31 protein-coding genes, 5 tRNA genes and 1 pseudogene are annotated in these 24162 nt (G+C 28.9%); 34 read left to right on the forward strand and 3 right to left on the reverse strand.

Annotation, left to right across the window (positions count from 1 at the left end; all coding sequences use genetic code 4):
• Positions 1 to 69: 69 nt before the first annotated feature.
• The 27 genes and pseudogenes from EI91_RS01200 (at position 70) to rplO (ending at position 19427) form a co-directional block, all read left to right on the forward strand.
• Entirely contained in the window at positions 70 to 2388 is a 2319-nt protein-coding gene (locus EI91_RS01200; RefSeq protein ID WP_084177983.1) for an ATP-binding cassette domain-containing protein, read from the forward strand.
• Positions 2354 to 3982 (forward strand): ABC transporter permease, encoded by a 1629-nt coding sequence (locus EI91_RS01205; RefSeq protein ID WP_036452130.1) that lies wholly within the window; start codon positions 2354 to 2356, stop codon positions 3980 to 3982. The genes EI91_RS01200 and EI91_RS01205 overlap by 35 nt, the downstream gene beginning before the upstream one ends.
• Positions 3982 to 4923, forward strand: a complete 942-nt coding sequence (locus EI91_RS01210) for an ABC transporter permease (protein ID WP_036452131.1) — start codon at positions 3982 to 3984, stop codon at positions 4921 to 4923. The genes EI91_RS01205 and EI91_RS01210 overlap by 1 nt, the downstream gene beginning before the upstream one ends.
• A gap of 259 nt (positions 4924 to 5182) precedes the next feature.
• Positions 5183 to 6649, forward strand: coding sequence for a hypothetical protein (locus EI91_RS01215; RefSeq protein WP_169738029.1), 1467 nt, complete (start codon positions 5183 to 5185; stop codon positions 6647 to 6649).
• Positions 6650 to 6834: 185 nt separating this feature from the next.
• Positions 6835 to 8487, forward strand: coding sequence for a ribonuclease J (locus tag EI91_RS01220; RefSeq protein WP_036452133.1), 1653 nt, complete (start codon positions 6835 to 6837; stop codon positions 8485 to 8487).
• The gene (locus EI91_RS01225) at positions 8487 to 9653 is read left to right on the forward strand and encodes a hypothetical protein (RefSeq protein ID WP_036452134.1); all 1167 of its coding nucleotides are present in this window, start codon (positions 8487 to 8489) and stop codon (positions 9651 to 9653) included. Before EI91_RS01220 ends, EI91_RS01225 begins: the two co-directional genes overlap by 1 nt.
• Complete coding sequence (locus EI91_RS01230; RefSeq protein WP_036452136.1) at positions 9653 to 9994, forward strand: thioredoxin domain-containing protein; 342 nt, start codon at positions 9653 to 9655, stop codon at positions 9992 to 9994. Before EI91_RS01225 ends, EI91_RS01230 begins: the two co-directional genes overlap by 1 nt.
• A gap of 252 nt (positions 9995 to 10246) precedes the next feature.
• Positions 10247 to 10552 (forward strand): 30S ribosomal protein S10, encoded by a 306-nt coding sequence (gene rpsJ / locus EI91_RS01235; protein ID WP_036452138.1) that lies wholly within the window; start codon positions 10247 to 10249, stop codon positions 10550 to 10552.
• Between the two features lie 20 nt (positions 10553 to 10572).
• Positions 10573 to 11232, forward strand: a pseudogene (rplC, locus tag EI91_RS01240) (50S ribosomal protein L3); the annotation flags it as partial.
• Between the two features lie 134 nt (positions 11233 to 11366).
• The gene (gene rplD / locus EI91_RS01245) at positions 11367 to 11978 is read left to right on the forward strand and encodes a 50S ribosomal protein L4 (RefSeq protein ID WP_036452140.1); all 612 of its coding nucleotides are present in this window, start codon (positions 11367 to 11369) and stop codon (positions 11976 to 11978) included.
• Positions 11978 to 12439 (forward strand): 50S ribosomal protein L23, encoded by a 462-nt coding sequence (gene rplW / locus EI91_RS01250; protein WP_036452142.1) that lies wholly within the window; start codon positions 11978 to 11980, stop codon positions 12437 to 12439. Before rplD ends, rplW begins: the two co-directional genes overlap by 1 nt.
• A 140-nt stretch (positions 12440 to 12579) precedes the next feature.
• Entirely contained in the window at positions 12580 to 13425 is an 846-nt protein-coding gene (rplB, locus tag EI91_RS01255) for a 50S ribosomal protein L2 (protein ID WP_036452145.1), read from the forward strand.
• The gene (rpsS, locus tag EI91_RS01260; protein WP_036452150.1) at positions 13425 to 13703 is read left to right on the forward strand and encodes a 30S ribosomal protein S19; all 279 of its coding nucleotides are present in this window, start codon (positions 13425 to 13427) and stop codon (positions 13701 to 13703) included. The genes rplB and rpsS overlap by 1 nt, the downstream gene beginning before the upstream one ends.
• Entirely contained in the window at positions 13703 to 14044 is a 342-nt protein-coding gene (gene rplV / locus EI91_RS01265) for a 50S ribosomal protein L22 (protein ID WP_036452152.1), read from the forward strand. The genes rpsS and rplV overlap by 1 nt, the downstream gene beginning before the upstream one ends.
• Positions 14044 to 14697 carry a 30S ribosomal protein S3 gene (gene rpsC / locus EI91_RS01270; protein ID WP_036452153.1) on the forward strand — a complete coding sequence of 218 codons (654 nt, stop codon included), beginning with the start codon at positions 14044 to 14046 and terminating at the stop codon, positions 14695 to 14697. The genes rplV and rpsC overlap by 1 nt, the downstream gene beginning before the upstream one ends.
• Positions 14697 to 15116 (forward strand): 50S ribosomal protein L16, encoded by a 420-nt coding sequence (gene rplP / locus EI91_RS01275; RefSeq protein WP_036452154.1) that lies wholly within the window; start codon positions 14697 to 14699, stop codon positions 15114 to 15116. The genes rpsC and rplP overlap by 1 nt, the downstream gene beginning before the upstream one ends.
• On the forward strand, positions 15116 to 15310 hold the full coding sequence (gene rpmC, locus EI91_RS01280) for a 50S ribosomal protein L29 (RefSeq protein WP_036452155.1): 195 nt from the start codon (positions 15116 to 15118) through the stop codon (positions 15308 to 15310). Before rplP ends, rpmC begins: the two co-directional genes overlap by 1 nt.
• Before the next feature lie 2 nt (positions 15311 to 15312).
• Positions 15313 to 15582, forward strand: coding sequence for a 30S ribosomal protein S17 (rpsQ, locus tag EI91_RS01285; RefSeq protein ID WP_036452158.1), 270 nt, complete (start codon positions 15313 to 15315; stop codon positions 15580 to 15582).
• Positions 15582 to 15947, forward strand: a complete 366-nt coding sequence (gene rplN, locus EI91_RS01290) for a 50S ribosomal protein L14 (RefSeq protein ID WP_036452160.1) — start codon at positions 15582 to 15584, stop codon at positions 15945 to 15947. Before rpsQ ends, rplN begins: the two co-directional genes overlap by 1 nt.
• A 28-nt stretch (positions 15948 to 15975) precedes the next feature.
• Positions 15976 to 16299: a 50S ribosomal protein L24 gene (rplX, locus tag EI91_RS01295; protein WP_036452162.1), complete on the forward strand. Its 324-nt coding sequence runs from the start codon at positions 15976 to 15978 to the stop codon at positions 16297 to 16299.
• A 2-nt stretch (positions 16300 to 16301) separates the two neighbouring features.
• Entirely contained in the window at positions 16302 to 16847 is a 546-nt protein-coding gene (rplE, locus tag EI91_RS01300) for a 50S ribosomal protein L5 (RefSeq protein ID WP_036452164.1), read from the forward strand.
• A complete protein-coding gene (locus EI91_RS01305) occupies positions 16847 to 17032 on the forward strand; it encodes a type Z 30S ribosomal protein S14 (RefSeq protein ID WP_036452166.1) in 186 nt (61 codons plus the stop codon). The genes rplE and EI91_RS01305 overlap by 1 nt, the downstream gene beginning before the upstream one ends.
• A gap of 2 nt (positions 17033 to 17034) precedes the next feature.
• Positions 17035 to 17430, forward strand: a complete 396-nt coding sequence (rpsH, locus tag EI91_RS01310; RefSeq protein WP_036452168.1) for a 30S ribosomal protein S8 — start codon at positions 17035 to 17037, stop codon at positions 17428 to 17430.
• An 8-nt stretch (positions 17431 to 17438) separates the two neighbouring features.
• Positions 17439 to 17978: a 50S ribosomal protein L6 gene (gene rplF / locus EI91_RS01315; RefSeq protein ID WP_036452171.1), complete on the forward strand. Its 540-nt coding sequence runs from the start codon at positions 17439 to 17441 to the stop codon at positions 17976 to 17978.
• A 21-nt stretch (positions 17979 to 17999) separates the two neighbouring features.
• Positions 18000 to 18350, forward strand: a complete 351-nt coding sequence (gene rplR, locus EI91_RS01320; RefSeq protein WP_036452174.1) for a 50S ribosomal protein L18 — start codon at positions 18000 to 18002, stop codon at positions 18348 to 18350.
• A complete protein-coding gene (gene rpsE / locus EI91_RS01325; RefSeq protein WP_084177984.1) occupies positions 18350 to 18979 on the forward strand; it encodes a 30S ribosomal protein S5 in 630 nt (209 codons plus the stop codon). Before rplR ends, rpsE begins: the two co-directional genes overlap by 1 nt.
• A 4-nt stretch (positions 18980 to 18983) precedes the next feature.
• Positions 18984 to 19427, forward strand: coding sequence for a 50S ribosomal protein L15 (rplO, locus tag EI91_RS01330; protein WP_084177985.1), 444 nt, complete (start codon positions 18984 to 18986; stop codon positions 19425 to 19427).
• A 105-nt stretch (positions 19428 to 19532) separates the two neighbouring features.
• Here the strand turns inward: rplO and EI91_RS01335 are convergent, their stop codons facing one another.
• The 3 genes from EI91_RS01335 to EI91_RS01350 all read right to left on the reverse strand — a co-directional run bounded on the left by EI91_RS01335 (position 19533) and on the right by EI91_RS01350 (position 21407).
• The gene (locus EI91_RS01335) at positions 19533 to 19832 is read right to left on the reverse strand and encodes a hypothetical protein (protein ID WP_036452176.1); all 300 of its coding nucleotides are present in this window, start codon (positions 19830 to 19832) and stop codon (positions 19533 to 19535) included.
• Positions 19825 to 20958: an MAG4530 family protein gene (locus tag EI91_RS01340; RefSeq protein WP_425411715.1), complete on the reverse strand. Its 1134-nt coding sequence runs from the start codon at positions 20956 to 20958 to the stop codon at positions 19825 to 19827. The genes EI91_RS01335 and EI91_RS01340 overlap by 8 nt, the downstream gene beginning before the upstream one ends.
• A gap of 188 nt (positions 20959 to 21146) precedes the next feature.
• Complete coding sequence (locus tag EI91_RS01350; RefSeq protein ID WP_036452182.1) at positions 21147 to 21407, reverse strand: hypothetical protein; 261 nt, start codon at positions 21405 to 21407, stop codon at positions 21147 to 21149.
• Between the two features lie 305 nt (positions 21408 to 21712).
• Between EI91_RS01350 and EI91_RS01355 the strand changes: the two genes are divergently transcribed.
• The 7 genes from EI91_RS01355 (at position 21713) to EI91_RS01385 (ending at position 24100) form a co-directional block, all read left to right on the forward strand.
• Positions 21713 to 21787: transfer RNA gene (locus EI91_RS01355), tRNA-Asn, on the forward strand.
• A gap of 5 nt (positions 21788 to 21792) precedes the next feature.
• Positions 21793 to 21868 (forward strand) — tRNA-Glu (locus EI91_RS01360).
• Between the two features lie 5 nt (positions 21869 to 21873).
• Positions 21874 to 21949 (forward strand) — tRNA-Val (locus EI91_RS01365).
• 1 nt (position 21950) lies between these two features.
• Positions 21951 to 22026 (forward strand) — tRNA-Thr (locus tag EI91_RS01370).
• A gap of 32 nt (positions 22027 to 22058) precedes the next feature.
• A tRNA-Leu gene (locus EI91_RS01375) sits at positions 22059 to 22142 on the forward strand.
• Between the two features lie 127 nt (positions 22143 to 22269).
• Positions 22270 to 23286, forward strand: a complete 1017-nt coding sequence (locus EI91_RS01380) for a heat-inducible transcriptional repressor HrcA (protein ID WP_036452184.1) — start codon at positions 22270 to 22272, stop codon at positions 23284 to 23286.
• The gene (locus EI91_RS01385; RefSeq protein ID WP_036452187.1) at positions 23273 to 24100 is read left to right on the forward strand and encodes a nucleotide exchange factor GrpE; all 828 of its coding nucleotides are present in this window, start codon (positions 23273 to 23275) and stop codon (positions 24098 to 24100) included. The genes EI91_RS01380 and EI91_RS01385 overlap by 14 nt, the downstream gene beginning before the upstream one ends.
• The last annotated feature ends 62 nt before the right edge of the window (positions 24101 to 24162 follow it).

The raw sequence follows: 24162 nt of genomic DNA on the forward strand, positions 1-24162 counted from the left end.
CTATTATTTATTTTATTTTTCTAATAAATATAATTACAACTACGAAATTTATTATAAAAAAGGAAAAAAATGGAAAAATTCAACGCAATTGAGTTTAATGAGATTTCCAAATATTTTGGTGAGATTAAAGCCAATCAAGATATAACATTTGAGGTAAAAAAAGGATCAATTCACGCATTAATTGGTGAAAATGGTGCTGGGAAAAGTACTTTAATGTCTATATTATTTGGTCTTTATCAACCTGATAAAGGAACAATCAAAGTAAATGGTAAAGAAGTGTTAATTAAAGGACCAAATGATGCTAATTCTCTTGGTATTGGTATGGTTCACCAACACTTTAAATTAGTTGATGTTTATACTAATCTTGAAAATATTATTTTGGGTGATGAACCATATAATAAAACTTCAAGAGTTATTGATTATAAACCTGCAATTCAAAAAATTAAAACAATTCAAAATGCTTTTAATTTACATTTTGATTTGAATAGAATTACTGGTAAAGAAACTGTTGCGACACAACAAAAAGTCGAAATTATGAAAATGCTTTATCGTGATTCAGAAATTTTAATTTTTGACGAACCTACTGCTGTGCTAACAGACGAAGAAATTCAAGGATTACTTCATACTTTTAAATTATTCCGTGAGCAAGGGAAAACAATTTTATTTATTTCACATAAACTTGCCGAAATTAAAGAAGTTGCTGATAATGCAACAGTTATTAGACATGGTAAAGTTATGGGTAACTTCAAAGTTGCTGATGTTTCAATTGAAGAGATGGCTCGAAGAATGGTGGGTAGTGATGTTGAAATTGTTCGTAATGAATATTCAGACACAAGCAAAAATGATGTTATTCTAAAATTAGAAGATGTTTCAACTGCTGGCGAAAAACCTTTAAAACACGCTTCACTAGAAATTAGAGCTGGTGAAATTGTGGCAATTGCTGGTGTTGAAGGTAATGGACAAACAGATTTAGAATATGTAATTAGCGGTATGACAAAACCTACAACTGGTTCTGTTTTATATCGTAAAACTGAATTAGTTAAAAATAGAATTGAAAATATCAAAAAATCACACCGAAATAATAAATTTATAAATTTAGGTCTTTCATTATTTTTTGCAATCATTGGTTTTGCATTACTATTTATACCTTTTGAAAGAAATGATCTGAAAAGTGTTGCAGAAGTATTTGCAGGTTTCTCGTTATTTCTATCAGTTTTATTCTTATTTATTTTATTAAACAGTATTTTTAAATTTACAAATATATTTCAAAAAGCATTAGGTGGTAAAGAAGCTTATCGTGAGCATTTTGCTAGTCAAAAATATGACGTAAAATTTATTAACAACCTTAATAAAATTCATCTTATAGCAGTTATTGGTTTTGTGCTTTTAGCTCTTTTATCTTTAACTTTATTATTTGAAAAAACTTATTTTTATGGAGCGATTATTGTTTTAGTTATTTTAATTGCCACTTTTATACCTGTTATTTATCTAAAAGTATTGTTTTATAAAAATTATTCAAAATTATTTGTTCGTACAAATGGACATTTAGCTTCATTAATTTTATTCGAATTATTACAATATGGTTCAGCTTTAATTCTTTTAGCATTTTCATTTAAAGCTATTTTAAGTAATTCATATTCAAGTGACTTTATTTACCCTGTTATTTTTGCATTAGTATTGTTATTTATTTCAGGATTTGGTAAATTATTATTTTTATCATTTACTCATCAAAAAGATTCGAAAGTTGCTGATAATGATTTTATTGAAATTTCACAAAATTCTGTTTATGACATTTCTAAATTAGGATTTTCATTTATCCCTTCAGATCGCCACAAACATGGATTAGTGCTTGACTATAATATTAAATCTAATACTGTTTTACGTAGATTATGAGATCCTACATATGTCAAACTATCTATTTTAAAATCAAAAGCCATTAAGCAAGAAAACGACAGTATTATTGAAAAATATGATGTTCGTGGTGCACGTAGAGGTCTTTCAATGGCACGTTCACTTTCTGGTGGTAATCAACAAAAATTTATTGTTGGTAGAGAAATGAATGCTCCACACGATTTTATCTTAATTGTGCAACCAACTAGAGGTCTTGATGTTGGAGCGATAAAAAATATTCATAATCAAATTTTGGCTGAAAAACAAAAAGGGAAAGCGATTTTACTAATTTCTTATGAGTTAGATGAAGTTTTAGCTTTAGCTGACAAAATTGCAGTTATTAATGGTGGTGAAATTTTAACCGTTAAAGAAGCAAGAGATTTAACACGTACTGAAATTGGTATTTATATGGCACATAAAGGTAACTCAAAAGAGAAAAACCTTATTAGTCAGGAAGGAAGAGATGAAACAAACCAACAATCATTCCTTGTTATCTAAAGCAAGAAACTTTTTTATGTTTGATGATCGTGTTGTTACACGTAGAAAAACGTATGCTTCACTTTGATCAATTTTTATTGGTTTAGCAGTTGCATCATTGATTTACTGAATTATTACAATTTCTGGTGATAATCCTGCTTCACCTTTTACATTTATTTATTACTTATTTACATTTGCATTTGATAGTGATACATTATCAGTTTACAGATTAATTGGATACTTTTTAATTTTCGCTTTTGCTGGTTTAGGAGTAGCAATTGGATTTAAATCTGGTTTATTTAATATTGGTATTGCGGGACAAATGCAATTACCAGCAATTCTATTTTTTGCAATTATTATTCTTGCTAAGGTAGATATTGAAAACGTTTCATTCGGATTGTTATTTGCTGGATTTTTACTTTTTATTGTTGTTTCCATGTTTATCGGAGCTTTTGCTGGATTTTTAAAAGCTTACTTTAATGTTCATGAAGTTATTTCAACAATTTTTCTTAACTGAATTGTTACATATATAGGTGTTTACTTATTTACACGTGTTAATAATGTTTTTGATTTAACTACTTTTGATTATTTACTTGAAACACATGGTACTAAACAAATTTTAATTAGCAATGAACAAACAGCAAATTTCTTAATCATTGGTGTAGTTTTACTTCTAGCACTTTGTGTTACATTTTGATTTATTTATCAACACACTACTATTGGTTATAAAATGAAAATGGTAGGTTTAAATAAAACTAACTCAAAATATGTTGGAATTAATGAAAAATTAACAACTATTATCACAATGGCCATCTCTGGTGGACTTGCTGGTATTGCGGGTTTCTTTTATACAATTATTATTTCAAAAAATTATGGTGGAGATAGTGTTCCGTTAACTATTGGTTTTGAAGCTATTGCTATTGCTCTTATTGCACTTAATAGTCCGATTGGAGTTCTTTTTGCAGGATTACTTTATGCAATAATTTACAATGGTCAATCAGGATTCCAATTATTAGAAGGTTCTCAAATGGTTGGTCCAGACTTTTTCCCTATTATTAATGGTATTATTATTTTCTTATCAGCCTTAGCCATTATTTTCTATAAATTTAAACCACTTCGTGGAACGATTAAGTTCGTTTATTTACTTTTTAATAAAGAGTATTGACAAAACAAAAAATTACGTTCTCAATCTGGAATGAAATACTTATTTAAAGAATATTTTGCAATTAAAAAGTTATATTTCATTAATTGAAAATTAAAATCTAAATTTAGAAAAAATGTTAGAGCTTATGAAAACTATGTTGCTCAAAAAATTAATGAAATTAATAAGCTAGAAAATCAAATTAAAAATGAAGATGATGTTTTAGTTAAAAAGAATGTCCAAAATCAAGTTTTAGATATTTATAACGATATTGCTGTTGAAAAATTTAAATATCTTAAAATGCGCGAAGAATTCGGGTTAAATAAATACTACGATGCAAAAAATAAATTTAAAAATCAAATTTATTCAAGAAAAGTAGCTTTCAGAAGTTTAAAGGAAAAACTTTTCATGGATTTTGTTAAAGAATTTAATGCTAAAATCTTTGGTAAAAAAGAAGAAAGAGAGGTTAAATAATGGAATTAGTTATTTCATTTACAGGTTTTTTCTTCTGTTTAATCCTTTTAGGCACGCTTTCTGGTATTTTCTCAGAGCGTGTTGGTATTGTAAATATTGCAATTAACGGTTTCATGGTTTTTGGAGCACTAATGTACACACTTATTAGTGTTGTGGTTTATAAAATCGCTGGAACATACGGTTCTGCATGGAATCAAATTTGAATTACAGTTTTAGCGGCCATTTTTACAAGTTTATTCGCTGTTCTATTTGGATTCGCTACTATAAAATTAAAATCAGATCAAACAATTTCTGGTTTTGCGATTAACAGTTTAAGTGTTGGTATCACATCAGTTCTTGTTCTTATTTTACTTGGTGTTACAGACGCTGGTATTGCTCTTAATTTTGGTGATAGACAAGAATTAGCATTAAAACCAGATACATCTTGACTTAATTTAGTTTCTTTTAAAGTTGTTGTTACTATTCTTGTTGTTTTATTCTCATGATTTGCACTACAAAAAACTCGTTGAGGACTTAGATTTAAAGCTATTGGTGAAAATCCTCAAGCTGCAGACGTTGCGGGTGTAAATGTTAATAAAACTAAATGACAAGGTGTTCTAATTGCAGGATTCATAGCTGGTATTGCAGGTTCTATATATGCACAGTCAAATACTACTGCTTTTAGTTTAACAAAAGATGTTCAAGGACTAGGATTTATAGCTCTTGCTATCATGATTACTTCAAGATGAAAAGTAACATTATCAATTGTTGTATCATTATTTTTCTCTGCGCTTTTATCATTATCATTCTATGGAGTTTCCCTATTTGACTGAATTTTACCTTATAAAGACTTAATTTCACTTCTTCCATATTTAATCACACTGATTATTATGATTGCAACAAGTAAAAACTCAGTTGGTCCAGCAGCTGCAGGTATACCGTACGATAAATCTAAGAGATAAATATTTTCTCACATTTATTTTCTAAAACAAAAAAACTCTCTTTTAACTATTAGATTAAAAGAGAGTTTTTTCAATTTAAACAAATTTTAATATGGAAACGTTTTCATAAGAGATTAAAAATTTAGTATAATTAAGAAAGAAATATTTTAATTTGAAATTATAAAAATGGAGAATTAACATGACTAAAAACTCATTGAAAAAATTTTGATTATATTCAATTCCAAGCACTATTTTACCTGTTCTTTTATCAGCATCCTGTATGGAAAAACAAAATAATGAAGTTAAAGAAGATTACGAAAATATTAGTTCATGAAAAAAAGATATTATAAAAGAGTTTCCTAGTTTAAAAATAGAGAAGGCATCAAATTTATATGATTTTAGTGCTATTTATACTTTTCTTTTGGATTTTTGAAAAAATACAGCTAATGCATCAGCTTCTGAAGATATTAATTCAAAATCTTTTAAAAAAAAGAATAATCCATTCTTAGAATCTGAATTTAAAATAAATAAGAATAATTATTTTTTAAAACAAGATATTTTTAAAAGTATTAAATTAATTTCTAATAATGAATTTTGGAACTCAAAAGGAGAAGAGAGAAAGAAAAAATGGATTGAAATTAATCAATTTAATAATTTTTTAAGTTTTTTAATGGATTACCAAAAATATAATTCTAGCCACTCTAATAGCAAAAAAAATGATGACTTTTCAAAAATATATAAACTAAATACTGAGATTGAACTTAATTCAAATATAGATAAAAAAGAAATTTATAGTTTTAATTCTTTAAATGAAAAAGATTTTGATATTTTAAACGAAAAAGAAAAAAAGAAAATTTATTTACATCCATATAGAAGAGAAATAAATTATTTATATCGTTATATTGATCCTTGAGCGTTAATGGATAATGAAAATTTAGGAAAAAATCATTTTAAAAATTATTCTAATTTAAAAGCAATTCAAGATATTTTTTATAAAAAAGAATTTTGAGACTTTTATAGTGATTATGATAATAATGATTTATGAAATAATTTTACTTTTGATTTTGAGCAAGATAAACAGTTTGCTAAAAATCCTTTAGCTTTTTACTATAAAGGAAAATCATATAGAAGCATCAAAAATCTTAAATTGTACAAAGTCAATCAAAACAATTTTAGCAACGAAAGTTTAAATAAAATTTTACAAAAATGAATTACAAGCGAAAAAATAGATGTAAAGGCTGAAAAATATAAAACTGCAATTTACTTGTTAGATATATTTTCAAATAAAGATGTACCATTTGACATTTATAACTATATTTATAATACTCCGACAGCAAAGAAAGTAATAGTTAATCAAAAAGTTGGCTTTTTCGATGTAAATAAAACAAAATGAGAGTACTTTTTAGACAAATGTAATCATAAAAAAATAGAATTAAATTCTGTATTAGATTATTGAAACGAATTTAAAAAAGAAACTTATTCTTTTTTTGAATATATAGCAGATCAATTTTTAAATAATATTACTAGAAGTCATAATTTACTTTCAGCAGAGTATATTTCAGAAGTAAGCAATGATTTGTTTGAAAAAAATAGTTTATTTAAAGATTGAAATTTAGAAACTTTTGATGAAGAAAATTATAATAACAATTTTGTTCATCATAAATACTTGATTTTTTACGTAGGTTCTGAAGCTGATTTAATTAATTTAGAAATTTCTGGGAATTTTAATAAAAAAATAATTGATTAATTAAATTTTAATTATTTTAAAAATTCATCCAAACACAGGGTGAATTTTTTAAAAATAAATTTTTTCAATAAACTAAATATGTTTTACTTTGTTTTTTAATAATATAAATATATTTGTTTTATAATTAATTAAATTTAATTAATTTAATTTTATTCTTCAAATCATAATTACTCGAAAGGAACAAAATGGAAAATATAAATATTTTTGCACTTGGAGGTCAAGACGAAAATGGTAAAAATTGCTATATTCTAGAAGTAGATAATAGTATTTTCATCATTAATGCTGGAGTAAAAATTCCGATTAATTCACAAAATGGTGTTGATACTTTAATTCCTGATTTTTCTTACTTAGAAAAAAACAAAAATCGTATTAAAGGTTTGTTTGTTACTGATGTAAAAAACGAAACTTTTAGTGCCTTACCTTGATTGGTTATGAAAATTCCTGGTTTAAAAATTTTTACATCCAGTTTTAATAAGGTTTTAATTCACGAAAGACTAAATAAATATAATATTTCAGAAAATCAATACAAAATTATCGTTGCAAATCAAAAAATTAAATTTCAAAATTTAATTATCGAGCCTATTCCACTTTCAGGAAGTATGCCAGGTAATTTGGGTTTTAACTTTTGCACAAAAAATGGTGATTATTTATTTATGTTTAATTATTCAATTGGTGATTTAAGTAGCTATGGTAAAACGGATATTATTTCACTACAAAAAGTTTTTTCAAATCGTAATTTAGTTGCCTTAATTTCTGATGCAGGTAAAAGTAATGTTCTAGGGCACTCAATTGATAAATTTAATCAATCTCATCAATTAGTTGAAGCTTTTAAAACTACAGATCCTACAAATCGGATTATCATTGGTGCATATGATGAAGAAATGGCTCCGCTTGAACAAGTGTTAAAACTTGCTCTTGAATATAAAAGACCACTTATTGCATATGGAAAGACATATGCACAGTTGCTTTATTTAATTAGTAAATTAGATAACAAAATTCAGCTCCCACAAATTGTTGAACATAAACAAATAAACAAATATCCTAATGCTGTTATTTTAGTTACTGGATCAATTGACCGTTTATATCATCGTTTTTTAAGAATCGCTGATAACAATGATGTTTATTTAAAGCTACAAAAAACAGATACTGTAATTATGATCGCTCCGCCAGTCAATGGATTAGAATCGGTTGCAGCTTTAACACTTGATGAGATAGCTAGAATTTCACCTAAGTTATATGACATTATGGATAATGAGTATTTTAGAGCACGCCCAACAAGAGAAGATTTATTAGATTTTGTGCTGGCTTTAAAACCTACTTATTTTATTCCTACGCAAGGTTTATATCGTTATTTAGTGGATTCAGCTAATTTTATTACAAATAACAAAGAAGCTAAAAAAACGACAACTCCAATTATTTTACTTAACGGAAAAGTTGCTCATTTTACAGATGGCAAATTATTTAGCATTAACGGTAAAGTCAAAGAAGTGGGAGACACTATTATAGATGGTTTTGGTGTTGGTGATATTTCTAGTGAAGTTGTCGCTGAACGTGAAGCACTAGGGCGCGAAGGTGTTATTATCATTAATACACTTTATTCTCCTAAAACTAAGAAGATTATTAGTCAGCTTCATATTAATTATGTTGGTGTAATCGATCCTAGCGAGCAAGAGAAAACTAACAAATTTATCAAAGATATTATTATTGATACTTTAGAAAACAAAGAATTTACTTCAATGCGTGAACTGAATGAAAAACTCAGAAAAGTTATTCGTAAGAAGATTTTCAAAATTACAGATAAAGATCCGATGATTGCATTAACACTCACTTCTATTTAATGCCTAAGACACAATTAACTCAAAAGCAATTATTTAAACTGTTTAATATTAAAGCTTTTGAGAATATTCCTAAACAAAAAGCTAATACAAAAACTAAATTTAAAACATATTCATTTCTTATTTTGCTTGTTTTATCTTTAATTTCTTTTGTATTTGCTTTTTTATTAAAAATTTTAAATGTATCATCAGAAAATCTGTCTTATCAAATTTATGGTTATACTTTTGGTTTGCTATTAGGATCTTTTGTTTGAATAATTCCTATCATTTGAGTTTTAGTTCTGCTTTTTTATGTACTGAGTTTTAAGTGAAAAGCAAAAGCCATTTCATTTTTAAAACCTTTCTATTTACCTAGTTATGCATACTTACCTAAGCTAAAGATGGCTTTTATTTTAATTGTTCTGCTTGCGGTTCTAATAGAAAAAATAGTTTTTTCTCACCTTATGCTTAATGATGTTGTCTTTGACTTTAGTCAAAGCAATGCTAAAGAAGTTTTTTATAAAACTTGATTTGGACTCTTTTTATTTGAAAAATCTTTTATAGATTTACACATGGGTTTTATTTTAGATAATTTACTAAATTTGATATTTCTATTAACAATGTCTCCTGTATTATTTTATGTATTGGCATTAATTTGTATCTTTTTAATTTATTGATTTATTTATTTTTATCCCAAAAAGATAATTTTTAAGCAAGAAAAAGGTGATTTTCTTACTTTTTATGATTTTTATATTAAGATTAGTAAAGGAAGAAGTTTATACTTAATCCAAAATCAAACATTAGAACTTTTAAATTTTTTAATCTACGTGAATAAAAAACTCAATTTTATTAATTACAATCAAAAAACATATTTTGAGGTTTTGAACGCTACTTTATATCAACTTGCAGATTTTAAAATATTAGAAAAATGATTTTTGAAATATCAAGAAACGAAAAAAAATTATTTAAATAAATTTCAAAATTTAAATGAGATAGATAAAACAGATTTTAATTCTAATGTCTTAAAATTAAAAAAATCAGAAATTGAAACCAAAAATTTAAAATCTGAAGATAGTAAAAAGTTTCAATTAGAAAATACCAAAACAAATTTAGAAAACAAACCTCATATTAGTATACAAACAACTGATATTAAAACTAAGTTTACACAAAACAATAATAAGGAGAAATAATGAAAAAATATTTATGAGAAGAAGCTCAAAAAATTATTAATGATAATCCAGATAATAAATTAATTTTTGCTGAATTTACAACTACATGATGTGGAGATTGTCATATGATGCGTCCAATTGTAAACCAAGTAGCAAATAAGTATAAAGATAATCCTAACATAACATTTTTAGAAGTTGATGCAGAAGAAGCTCAACTTTTTAGAAGAGTAGACACACGCTGAAAAGTTCTTAGGGTACCAACAATTTTATTAATCCAAGGACAAGAAATCATTGAAAAAGGTTATGAGTATATCCCTGGAGAAATTTTAGAAAACTGAATTGATAAAAAACTTTCTAATTAAAATAATTAACTGACTGATGTCAGTTTTTTTAACAATTAAAAAACGCGATACACCAAAATGCGTTGTTAATTTTTAATTATGAAATTTTTTCATTTTTCCGTTTTGTAAATTTAACTTTTACTCTATAATATAAAAGCAACTATAACTATGATCTATAAGGTTGCTAAATTGCCAATTCTAAGAAAGTTGTTGAGGACAATTTAGGTTTTTATAGGGAGTTATGTTCAAACAAGAACAAAGGAGACAACGAAAATGAGTAAATTAAACATCAAAGTTAAAGGTTTTGATCACGCTTTAGTTGATGAAGCTGCTAAAAAAATCTTTTTCGTTGCTAAAGAAACAGGAGCTAAAGTTAGCGGACCAGTTCCTTTACCAACACTTAGAGATGAAATTACTATCTTAAGATCTGTTCACGTTAACAAAAAATCTCGTGAACAATTCGAAAGCAGAACACACCAAAGATTAGTTGTTATTACTGATCCTTCTGCTGAAACACAAGACAAAATCAAAAGACTTGAATTACCAGTTGGTGTAGAAGTTCAAGTTAAAGTTAAATAAGAATACCCAAGGAGTAAATTATGAAAGGAATCTTAGGACGTAAAGTTGGTATGACTCAAATTTACGGTGAAGATGGAACAAGAATTCCAGTTACTGTAATCGAAGTACAACCAAATGTTGTGTCAAAAGTTTTAACAGATGACAAAAATGGTTACGTTGCTACACAACTTGCAGTTTTTGATAAAAAAGCTTCACGTGTAAACAAACCAGAACTTGGCCACTTTAAAAACGCAAACACAACACCTAAGCGCTACGTAAAAGAAGTTCGTGATATGTCAGGATACGAACTTGGACAAGAAATTAAAGCTGACATCTTTGTTGCTGGTGAACTTGTAGATGTTACAGGTACATCAAAAGGAAAAGGATTTGCTGGAACAATTAAAAGACACAATCAACACATTGGTCCTAAATCACACGGTGGAGGTGGAGGTTCACAACCTGTACGTCAAACTGGTTCATTAGGAGATATTTCAGGTAACAAAGTCGTTAAAGGTATGACAATGCCAGGACAACTTGGAAATGTTAAAACAACAGTTCAAAACCTTGAAATTATTAAAGTTGATACAGCAAATAACTTACTTTTAATTAAAGGATCAATTCCAGGGCCTAAAAAAGGTTTCGTTACAGTTAAAGAAGCTGTTAAGGGATTACCAAATCATGAAGCTGCAAAACTTGTTGACGTTCAAGAAGTTGTTTTAATGAACGAATTAGTTGAAAAAGCTAAAAAATTCAATATTGAAGTTACTGTTGGAATGCACTCAAGTGAATTAGCAGAATTAATCGCTAACGCTGAAGCACAAGAAGGAGATAAATAATGGCTGATAAAGTTACTAAAGTAGAATTTAACGCTACATTACCAGCTTCACTTTTTGCAAGTGAAAAAATCTACGAACAAGCTATTTTTGATACTATCCTTTCAGAAAGAGCTTCAAGACGTCAAGGAACACACCAAGTTAAAAACAGAGCTGAAGTTTCTGGAAGTGGTAAAAAACCTTGAAGACAAAAAGGAACAGGACGTGCTAGAACAAGTTCTTTACGTACACCAGTATTCGTTGGTGGTGGTAGAGCCTTTGGTCCACAAGCTAACAAAAACTATACTCTTAAAGTTAACAAAAAAGTTAAATATGCTGCATTTGTTTCAGCTTTAACAATGCTTGCTAACGATAAAGCAGTTGCTGTTAATGACTTAGCACTTGACACAATTTCAACTAAAAAACTTGTTTCATTACTTACAGAATTAAACGTTAACAATTTAAAACACGTTTTAATTGTTACAGAAGACGCAAATGTTTTCAAATCAGCTAGAAACTTACCAAATGTTGCTACATCAAAAGCTCAATCACTTACAGTTGAAGAAATTGTTGGTGCTGATGTAATGATCATTTCAAACAGAAGTTTAGAACTATTAGAAGGGAGAGCTAAATAATGGAATTAACAAGAGTTATTAAAGCGCCTATTTTAACAGAAAAAACAGATGGTCAAAGAGCAAGCGGTGTTTACACATTTAAAGTAGACTACCATGCAAACAAACATCAAATTGCATTAGCAGTTGAAACAATTTTTGGTGTTAAAGTTACAAAAGTTAACACAATTAAAATTGAGAAAAAAGCTAAAAACGTTGGACGTTTCCACGGATTTACAAATCGCTACAAAAAAGCTATGGTTTGAATCGCTGATGGTCAATCACTTAACTATCTTCCAGAAGATGGTTCAGAAGCTTTAGAATCAGAAGAAACAGCAACAGCTAAAGCAGAAAAAGTTGCTAAAGCTAACGAAGTAGAAAACAAAGTTGCTGCTAAACTTGCTTCTAAAAAAGCAACAGCTACAAAAGCTGCTAAAGCACCAGTTAAACAAGCTACTACAAGACGTAAAGTTGGTGGAGAATAATAATACACTCCGATGAATTTTACGGACACATACTATTAATATTACTTATTGCAAATTATTACTCATTGTAAAAGCGGAATTATGTTTGCTTAAAAGACAGATCCGCAACTATTTTTAAGCAAAAGGAGAAAAGACAAAATATGGCAATTAAACATTATAAGCCAACGACTAATGGTCGTAGAAACATGTCTTCTCTTGATTACAGAAAAAACTTATCAGGACACAAACCTACAAAATCACTTTTAGTTAACCTAAAAAATAATGCAGGTCGTAACAACCAAGGTAAGATTACTGTTAGACATCACGGAGGACGTGTTAAAAGATTCTACAGACTTGTAGACTTTAAACGTAATAAAGACAATATCCCTGCTATTGTTAAAACAATTGAATATGATCCAAACAGATCAGCAAACATTTGTTTATTATCATACGCAGATGGAGAAAAGAAATACATTTTAGCTCCTAAAGGTATTCAATTAGGACAAACAGTTATTTCAGGTAACGATGTAGATATTATTGTTGGAAACGCACTTCCACTTTCAAATATCCCTGAAGGTACATTTGTACACAACATCGAAATGCAACCTGGTGGTGGAGGAATCATTGCACGTAGTGCAGGAACTTCAGCACAAATTCTTGGTAAAGATGATGATGGTAAATACGTAGTGTTAAGACTTAAATCAGGTGAAACACGTCGTATCTTAGCACGTTGTCGTGCAACAATTGGTATTGTTGGAAATGAAGAACACTTACTTGTAAATGTTGGTAAAGCTGGAATTAACAGACACAAAGGAATCAGACCTACAGTTCGTGGTTCAGTTATGAACCCTGTAGACCACCCACATGGAGGAGGAGAAGGTAAACAACCAGTTGGACGTAAAGCTCCTCTTACACCATGAGGTAAAAAAGCTCTTGGAGTTAAAACTAGAAAAACTAAGAAATCTTCAAATAAACTTATTTTAAGAAGAAGAAAGGATGCTAAATAATGGCACGTAGTCTTAAAAAAGGTCCTTTTGCAGACGATCACTTACTTAAAAAAGTAGATGCTATCGTTGAAGGAAAAGCACCTAAAAAACCAATTAAAACTTGATCAAGACGTTCAACAATCTTCCCAAGCTTTGTTGGATTAACATTTGCGGTACACAATGGAAAACAATTTATCGAAGTTTACGTAACTGATGATATGGTTGGGCATAAATTAGGAGAATTCTCACCAACAAGAACTTACACAGGACATGGTGCAGATAAAGGTAAGAAGAAATAATGGCACAACAAGCAAAAGCTCACGTTAAATTACAAAGAGTTAGTGTTAAGAAAGCAAAATTAGTTGCTAACTTATTCAGAGGCAAAGATGTTGCTTTAGCTCTTGGTATCTTACACAATACATCAAAAAAATCAGCTCCTATTTTTATTAAATTATTAAATGCCGCTATCGCAAACGCTACAAACAACCACGGAATGGACGCATCAAAATTATTTGTAAAAGAAGTTTATGTAAATGAAGGTCCAACTCTTAAAAGATTCCAACCAAGAAGTCAAGGTAGAGCTTATTCTATTTTAAAACGTACATCTAATTTATCAATCGTATTAGAGGAGAGAAACTAATGGGTCAAAAAGTTAATCCTAATGGATTCCGTTACGGAGTTACAAAAAAACATAATACACAATGATTTGCTGAAAAAGCAAACTTTGGTTCATATTTAGTAGAAGACGCAAAAATCTACAAATTCTTTGATAAATTAGTACGTAGATACGAACTTGGTAAAGTAGAAGTAAAAAGAAATCAACAAAACAAAGTTACAGTAGTACTTCACACAGCAAAACCAGGTGTTCTATTAGGAACAGAAGGTAAAAATATCCAAGAATTAACTGTTAAATTACAAAAACATTTAAAAAACAAAAAAGCAAACATCAACTTACAAGTTGTTGAACTTGCACAACCTGAACTTAATGCAAAATTACTTGCAGAAATGATTGCAACAAAATTAGAAAACCGTGAAAGCTTCCGTTCAGCACAAAAAATCGCTATTAGAAGTGCAATGCGTGCTGGAGCTAAAGGTATTAAAACTGCCGTTAGTGGACGTTTAAATGGTGTTGACATGGCTCGTACAGAAGGATATTCTGAAGGAGAAATGAAACTTCATACACTTAGACAAAATGTTGACTATGCTACTGCAACAGCAAGAACTACATATGGAGCTATTGGTGTTAAAGTTTGAGTATCATTAGGTGAAATTTTGGAAGGAGAAAATAAATAATGCTTCAACCAAAAAGAACAAAATACAGAAAACCATTTTTAGTTAAACACGACAAACGTAAGGCTACTAAAGGTAACACAGTTGCTTTTGGTGAATTCGGTTTACAAGCAGTTACATCAGCATGAGTAACAGCAAGACAAATCGAATCAGCTCGTATTGCTGCTACACGTAGAATGGGACGTGAAGGACAAGTTATTATTCGTATCTTCCCTCACTTTGCTAAAACATCTAAACCTATCGGAGTTCGTATGGGTTCTGGTAAAGGTACACCTGAATTATGATACACAGCAGTTAAAGTAAACACAATGATGTTCGAAGTTTCAGGAGTTCCTGAAGACGTAGCACGTGATGCTTTACGTTTAGCTGGTCACAAACTACCTGTTAAATGAAAAATTGTTAAAAAAGAAGGAGATAAATAATGCTTTATAAAGATTTACAAAACAAATCAGTTGAAGAACTTACACAATTAGTTGCTGATTTAAAAGCGGAATTATTTACTTTAAGATACAGAAATGTAACAGGTGATTTAAAAGAAACACACAAAATTTCAGTTATTAGAAAAGACATCGCAAAAGCTCTTACAGCTTTAAATGAAAAACAAGGAGCTAAATAGTTATGGAAAGAAACACAAGAAAAACCTTAACAGGTACTGTTGTTTCAGCTGGAAAAACAGCTAAAACAATTATCGTTGCTGTTGATACATACAAAAAACACCCTCTTTACTCTAAACGTTTCAAATCAACAAAACGTTTTGCAGTACATGATGAACAAGAAGTTGCTAAATTAGGTGACATTGTTGTTATTATGGAAACTAGACCACTTTCAAAAACAAAACACTTTAGATTAGTATCTGTAAAACAAGCAGCTATTGAAGGAGCAAACTAATGTTATTAGAACTTTCAAGAGCAAACGTTGCTGATAACTCAGGTGCTAAAGAAATCGGTGTTATTCGTATTTTAGGTGGTTCTAAAAAGAAAATTGCCAAAATTGGTGATGTTATTGTATGTTCAGTTAAAAAAGCAATGCCAAATGGTATGGTAAAAGAAGGTCAAGTTGTTAAAGCTGTTGTTGTTCGTTCACGTTACGGAATTCACCGTGAAAACGGATCATACATTCGTTTTGATGACAACGCTGTTGTAATACTTAAAGAAGATGGAACACCACGTGGAACACGTGTATTTGGTCCAGTAGCACGTGAAATTCGTGAAAAATATCCAAAAATCGTTTCTCTTGCACCAGAGGTATTATAATTACAAAACATTTCAAGGAGTTTAAAATATGAAATTCAAAAAAGATGATGAAGTAATCGTTATTGCTGGTAAAGAAAAAGGAAAAATTGGAAGAATTGAAAAAGTATTACACAAAACAAACAGAGTTATCATTAAAGACGTTAACATCGTAACAAAACACAACAAACCTACACAACAAAATCATGACGGTTCAATAACTGAAAAAGAAGCTCCAATTCACGCTTCAAACGTTGCATATTTAGTTAAAAAAGCATCAAAAAACTCTCCAGCCGAATACTCAAAACTTGGATACACAACAAATAAAGATGGTAAAAAAGTGAGAGTTGTAAGAAAAACTAAGAAGGAAATCTAATTATGTTAAAAAACACATATAAAGAAAAAGTAGTACCTGCTTTACAAGAAAAATACAACTACTCATCTATCATGGAAGTTCCAAGAATTGAAAAAATCGTTATTAATATGACAGCTGGAAAAGAAGTTTCAAACTCAAAAGCAATCGAAGAAGTTCTTAATGAACTTACATTAATTACAGGTCAAAAACCATTTCAAACAAGAGCTAAGAAATCAAACGCTTCATGAAAACTTCGTGAAGGAATGCCTATGGGTGGAAAAGTTACACTTCGTAGAGATAGAATGTGAGAATTCTTAGAAAAATTAATTCATGTTGCAATGCCACGTATTCGTGATTTCCGTGGTGCTAACCCTAAAGCATTTGATGGTAGAGGAAACTTCGCTTTAGGTATTAAAGAAGAAATCATTTTCCCAGAAATTGAATTCGACAAAATCCGTCGTATTAAAGGACTTGACGTTCTTATCGTAACAACTGCTAATACAGATGCTGAAGCTAAAAGTTTATTAGAACTTTTAGGTGTACCATTTGATAAAAAAGGAGCTAAATAATGGCTAGAAAAGCGTTAATTGAAAAAGCAAAACGTCAACCAAAATTCTCAACACGTGCTTACACACGTTGTGAATTATGTGGACGTCCACACTCTGTTTTAAGAAAATACAAAGTATGTCGTATCTGCTTTAGAAACCTTGCACACGAAGGAAAAATTCCAGGTATGAAGAAAGCGAGTTGATAATTATGTTTATTACAGATCCAATTTCAGATTTAATCGTTAGAATTAAAAACGCTAACGCAAGAAAACACAAAACAGTTTCAATTCCATATTCAGTTAAAAAAGAAGCTATTGTTAAGTTAATTGAAAGCGAAGGGTACATTACTTCATACGAAGTTAAAGGTGAAGGCACAGAAAAAGAATTAGTTGTTACATTAAAATTCAAAAAAGGTCAAGCTGCTATCGTTGGGATTAAAAGGGTTTCAAAACCAGGTCTTAGAGTATATGTAAAATCAGAAGATATTCCTACAGTACTTTCAGGATATGGTACAGTTATTATTTCTACATCAAAAGGACTTATGACAGGAAAAGAAGCTAGAAAGGAAAATGTAGGTGGTGAAATCATCGCTTACATTTGATAGGTATTAGTATGTCTCGTGTTGGAAATCGTATTATCACAATTCCTGCAGGAACAACTGTTACTGTTGAAGGAACTAAAGTTACTGTAAAAGGTAAATTAGGAACTTTAGAAAGAATTTTTAGTCCACTTATCGCTGTTAATGTAGAAGATAACACAGTTAAAACACTTCGTGCAAACGAAGAAAAACACACAAAACAATTACACGGAACCACAAACTCACACATTTCAAATATGATTAAAGGTGTAAGTGAAGGTTACAAAATTGAATTAGAAATTAAAGGAGTTGGGTACAAAGCAACTCTTAAAGGTCAAGAATTAGAAATTGCTGCTGGTTACTCACATCCAGTTACACTTAAAATTCCTGCTGATGTAACTGTTACAGTTGGTAAACCAACTGAAGTTGCTGTTTCAGGAATTGATAAACAAAGTGTAGGACACTTTGCATCAGTTATTCGTGCAGTTAGAAAACCAAATGTTTACTCAGGTAAGGGAATCGCTTACAAAGGTGAACAAATCAGACGTAAAGAAGGGAAAACAGCTTCTAAATAATTTAGAGCTTAGGTATTTAATATGGCAAAATTATCAAGAAATCAAGCTAGAAAAGTTAAACACGTTCGTTTACGTCAAAGCATTTCTGGTACATCAGTTAAACCACGTTTAAATGTTTTTAAATCACACCAAAACTTCTATGCACAATTAATCGATGATTCAAAAGGTGTTACATTAGCTAGCGTTTCAACTTTAAACTCAGGTGTTTATGGTGGAAACGTTGAAGCTGCTAAAAACTTAGGAATGGCAATGGGAGATAAAATCAATTCTCTTGGAATTAAAGAAGTTGTTTTTGACCGTGCAGGTTACATTTACCATGGACGTGTTAAAGCATTTGCTGAAAGCGTAAGAGAAAAAGGAGTTAAATTCTAATGGAAAACCAAAAAGAAACAAAAGTTGTTGCTCAAACAACAGGAACACAAGAAGTTACTGCTAAAAAAGTGTCAAGAAACGAAAAAACAGAACAATCTCAAGAACGTAGACCAAGACCACAAATGCAAAGAAGACCAAGAAGAGCTAAAGTAGAATCAGAATTTAGTGAAAAAGTAGTTGATATCGCTCGTGTTACAAAAGTTGTTAAAGGTGGAAGAAGATTTAGCTTTAGTGCTTTTGTTGTTGTAGGTAACAAAAAAGGACAAGTTGGATATGGACACGGAAAAGCAAATGAAGTTCCAGATGCAATTAAAAAAGCTATTAAAGACGCACAAAACAACCTTGTAACTGTACCAGTGGTTAACGGTACAGTTCCACACGAAACAAACGCAAAATTCTTAGCTTCAAGAGTTATGCTTAAACCTGCTCCAAAAGGGAAAGGGCTTATTGCTTCAGGTACAGTACGTGCAGTTGTTGAGTTAGCTGGATACACCGACATCGTAACAAAAACATATGGTTCACGTTCAAAAGCCAACACCGTTAAAGCAACAGTTGAAGCTCTTAAACTTTTAAGAACAGTAGAACAAATTGCTGATATCAGAGACAAAAAAGTAAAGGACTTTGAATAAAATTATGGCAAGAATTACATTACACGAATTAAGCTATACAGAAGGTTCAAGACCAGAAAAACACCGTAAAGGTCGTGGACACGCTGCAGGTAAAGGTAAACAAGCAGGTAAAGGTCAATCAGGTCAAAACAAACGTAAAGGACACAGACTTGGATTTGAAGGAGGACAAACTCCTTGATTCAGACGTATTGGAAAACGTGGATTTACAAATGTAAACCACATCGAATTCCAAGTAGTTAACTTAGAACAATTAGAAACTCGTTTTAATGCAGGTGATGAAGTTACAATCGAATCACTTTTCGCAAACAACTTAGTAAAAAGAACATTACCAATCAAAGTTTTAGGAAAAGGAACTTTAACTAAGAAATTAACAGTTAGAGTTCATAAAGTTAGTGCTTCAGCTAAAGCTGCAATCGAAGCAGCTGGTGGAAAAGTAGAAGAATTATAATTCTTATTGAATTTCTAAAAAAAGAAGACTTGGAATAATAAAGTCTTCTTTTTTATTTAAATAAATTTTTATTTTAATTTTAAAAAAAGTCGTACAAACGACTTTTTATTTTTTATTAATGTTTTTAAACTCTAATATGCTGTAAAAAGTAATGAATTTCTTACCAAGTGAAAAAGGACAACATCTTAAAAATATTAAACAAATTGATTTCAGTGTAAAGTAAATTAAAAAGATAAAAGAAATTACATCAAATACAACAAAAAATCCTAAATCTAGTTTTGTTTCAATTGCAGATTGGGTAAGTAAAATAGCAAACATTAAGAATATTAATAATAATACAATGTTAAAGAATATTTTTAAACCTGTTGTTTGATTAAAAGCGATTCTTATTTTTTCATTAATCATTTTTAACCTCCAAATAAGCAGCTAAGATTAAATATCTAAGATCTACTTGAGATGTTGTTGGCTCGAAAGTATTAAATATTTCTTTAAGAATGGTGACATCCTTTTCAATTTTAATTGTATTTTTTAACTTATCAACACTTTCATGCGAATCAAATTCTTGTGTAAGTGAATGAATATTTAAATAATTTTTACTATTAAATTCATAATAAATTTCAGTAATTTTTTCTTTGTTCTCGAGCAAACGATAGGTATTATTATAGGTTTCTTTAATTGGTTGGGATTCTATTATGTAGTTTAAAATTTTTTTAAAATTTACATTTAAATGTAAATTATTTTGTTTTTGAATTAAATCAAGTTTTTTATTAATATTTTCTTTTGTTAAAATTTCTGTTCACTTTACAAATTGATGTTGAGTAGCAAAGTAAGTCGTAAATAAATTGCAAATTAATTTAGTTATATAAATTTCTTCAATCATATTTTTATCATTTATTAATTTATTAATTTCTTTATCATTTTGTTCTAAGATAAAATTGATATCACCAATAATATTTAGTAATTTATTTTCTGAAATATCAAAAATTAAATATTTAATAAATTGCCCATATTTATCTAATAATGCAACTTCAGGTTTAACAACATAAATACCATTTTTTCTAGTAATAAATTTATCTGGTACCCAAGTTGTATTAGATATTCCTATTTTGGTATCTCCTGATTTAGCAAAGATAAATAAACCATCATTAAAATCTATATCAAGGAAGTTTTTAGCTAAATTTTCTGGTAATGATTTTTTATCTAAATTAAATAAATCTATATCACCAATTGTTCTTGAATTTTTATTTCAAAATATTTCATGAGCAGCAGAACCATAAACAACATATTTATTCTTTGAAAGATATTTCAGAATTTTTTTATCATACTTATCTAAATTTCATAAATTTTTTTGAGAATTTTTAAATTTTTTAAATTCTAAATTAAGCAAGTAGTATAGTCTTAAACCTTTTAAACTATTATAATTTTTATTTTTGAATTTTAAAATAAGAGCAGATTTTGTAATTATGTAAATAGAGAACAGTCAAATTATTAATAGACTAATTAAAATAATAAATTTTGCTGAAAAAAGTATTTAAATTAGCTTTTTTCAGTAAATAAACACTATCTGGCACTATTAATCCAAAAATAAATAAAAATAAATTGGTGCTTACAATACAAAAAATTATTGCAAATATAGATATTATGACAATTTTTTTAAATGTGCTTTCATAGTATAAAATCTGATTGATTTCTTTTCTGATAAATTCTTTTTTATCTTTATTAATTGTATCCATATAATTGCTCGCTTCTTTCTTGTTCGGCTTTTATTCTCTCTGCTTCGCTAAAAACTACCTGAGCTTTTTTCATATATTCTTCAGTTTTTGAAAATATATCATCATTAGTTAATCTTTTAGTTCAATATTTTGAAGAGATTTCATACTTTCATCTTTTATTTATTACATATTTATAATATTCTGGGATATTATTAGAATTTAGTTCATCATTTTGTATTTTTTCTAGAGCTTTGTTATTTATTAACATAATTGTCTAATTCCTTTAAGTGAAACGGGAAATAAATTCCCTAATATAATCATATTCTTTTATTTAATCAATAATTTTTTATATTTATAAAAACTTTTTTATTTTTACTAAACTAAAAAATATATTTATTAATCTAACTTTATTTTTCTTCTAATTTTTATTAATATTATGTTTAACAAATATCAAAAATATGGTATTATTTATTTGCAAGTAAACGACACTATCGCTAATTGCTAAAGATTTTTTTAAAAAAATATTTTGTTTTTTAAAAAAATAATTTATAATATTTAAGCAAACAAATAAATGCCGATTTAGCTCAGCGGTAGAGCAGCTGGCTGTTAACCAGTTGGTCGTTGGTTCAATCCCAATAATCGGCGCCATTTATGGTCTGTTGGTGAAGCGGTTAACACACATGGTTTTCATCCATGCATTCACGGGTTCGATCCCCGTACAGACTGCCATTTTTGGAAGATTAGCTCAGTTGGGAGAGCATCGCCCTTACAAGGCGGAGGTCGTGGGTTCGAGCCCCTCATCTTCCACCATGCCGTCTTAGCTCAGTTGGTAGAGCAACTGACTTGTAATCAGTAGGTCGTAGGTTCGAGTCCTATAGACGGCACCATTAAGCATTAGCTTATTTTTTTTATCTTAAAGGCGCGAATGGTGAAATTGGCAGACACGCTAGATTTAGGCTCTAGTGCCTTTGGCATGAGGGTTCGAGTCCCTCTTTGCGCACCAGAATAAAAACAAGTTTAATACCCAGTATTAAACTTTTTTTTATTTTTTAGTGCACTCAAATCTTTTATTATTTAGCAGATGAATATTCACTGTGCTAAAAAAATAAAAAACATGTTATAATTATTCCATGAATAACAACAGAATTGAACTAAAGTACGAGCTTATTTTAAAGCACACAGTAGCATTGCATATTGAAGAAGCAAAGCCTATTAGTAGTTCACACCTTATTGAACGTTTCCCAAATGATATTCAGTTTTCTAGTGCTAAAATTAGATATTTAATGAATGATTTAGAAGTAATGGGATTTTTAGAAAAAGCTCATACTTCTAGTGGGAGAATTCCAACCATAAAAGCTTTAGAATACTACGCTAAATATTTAAGTATAAACGAAGAAGAACAACTTTTAAAACGCCTTAAAAAAGTTTTTAGAGATAAAGAAATTAGTATTGAAAATACAGTTGATCAAGCTGCAAGCCTAATAGCTGAAATGACAGGTTTAACTTTAGTAACAACATCATATAGCTCTGATGCACTGCTAAAAAGCATTGATTTAGTTCCTTTAAGTGAAAATTTGGCGACAATTATTTTAGTTGTTTCAACAGGTGAAGTTTTTTCTAAAAAAATTACCTTTAAACCTAATGAAATTAGCATTAATGATTTAAAGGTAGCCATTAGAATTTTTAAAGAAAGACTAATAGATTTGCCTTTAGCAAATTTACCAGAACGTGCGAATATGTTGAGTCCTATTTTAGCTGAAGCTGTTAAAAATTATCAAAAAGTGTTAGAACAATTTGTTAATAACGTTTTTAATGTTTCTTTTAAAAACAATAAAGTTTACGGTAAAAATAACATTATTTTAAGTAATCAAATTAAAAGAGAAGACTTGACTAAATTGATAGATATGATTGAAAATCAATCTATTTGAGAAAAAATTGATAAAGAATTAGGTGATTCAGAAACTATAAAAATTTCTGTTGATAATGTTGGTTCATACATGTCTAAAAGAATTAATCATAAGTCAGTAGTAACTGAAATTTCAGTAGTAGGAGCTAAAGGTTCAGATTACAACAAAATGAAAAGCTCGATTAGAGCATTGGAAAAATGATTAATTAATTACGATAAGGAGACAAATGAAGATGAATAAAATTGGTTTAAACGATAAAATTACTGCAGATTTCGCATTACTTGTAGACAACGAAAAACAAGATAATTACACTAAAAATATGACTATTGAATTAGGTAAAGAAGAATATTTACCGGAATTCGATGAAAAATTAATTAATAGAAAATATAAAAGAACTTTAGAGGTAAAATTTACTTTTTCAAAAGATTATCCAATTTCTGAATTTAGAAAAAAAGAAGCTGTAGTTTTGCTTAACAATATTAATATCGTTGGCAAACAAGCTAAAAATTTTAAAGAAGAAGTTGATAAATTAGAAAGTTTAATTTCTGAGCTAAAAGCAAAGTTAACAACTAAAGAATCAGAATTTAAAATAATGGAATACACTTTTAAAGCAAAAGCAGAAGAAGTTTCGAAGAAAGCAAAAGAGCAATTAGAACAAAAAATTTCTGAGTTAGAAACAAAAAGTAAAATCGAAATTCAAGAAAAACAACAATTTGCTCTAGCGAAATTTATAGAAGATCTTGAAATGCCATTCAATAACCTAGCAATGGCGACTAAAGCAGGTGAAAACTCGGATAATATTCAAGTAAAAAATTACTGTATAGGTTTTTCACTTGTAATTAAACAGTTTGAGCAAGTTTTTAACGATCATAATATTGAATTGATAACTCCTGTAATTGGAAATGAGTTTGACGCAAATACTCAAGAAGTTGTAGATTTTTCTAACAATTCTGAAATAGATGAAAATATTATTACTAAAGTTGTTCGGCAAGGGATTAAAATTCAAGATAGAGTTATTAAACCTGCTTCAGTAATGGTTAACAAAAAAATTTAGCAATATATCTATGAGATTGCTAAATTTATGCTAAAATATTATTAGTACAAAGGTAGTACCGA

This window comes from Mycoplasma buteonis, from assembly GCF_000733865.1.
GTDB lineage: Bacteria > Bacillota_I > Bacilli_A > Mycoplasmatales > Metamycoplasmataceae > Mycoplasmopsis > Mycoplasmopsis buteonis.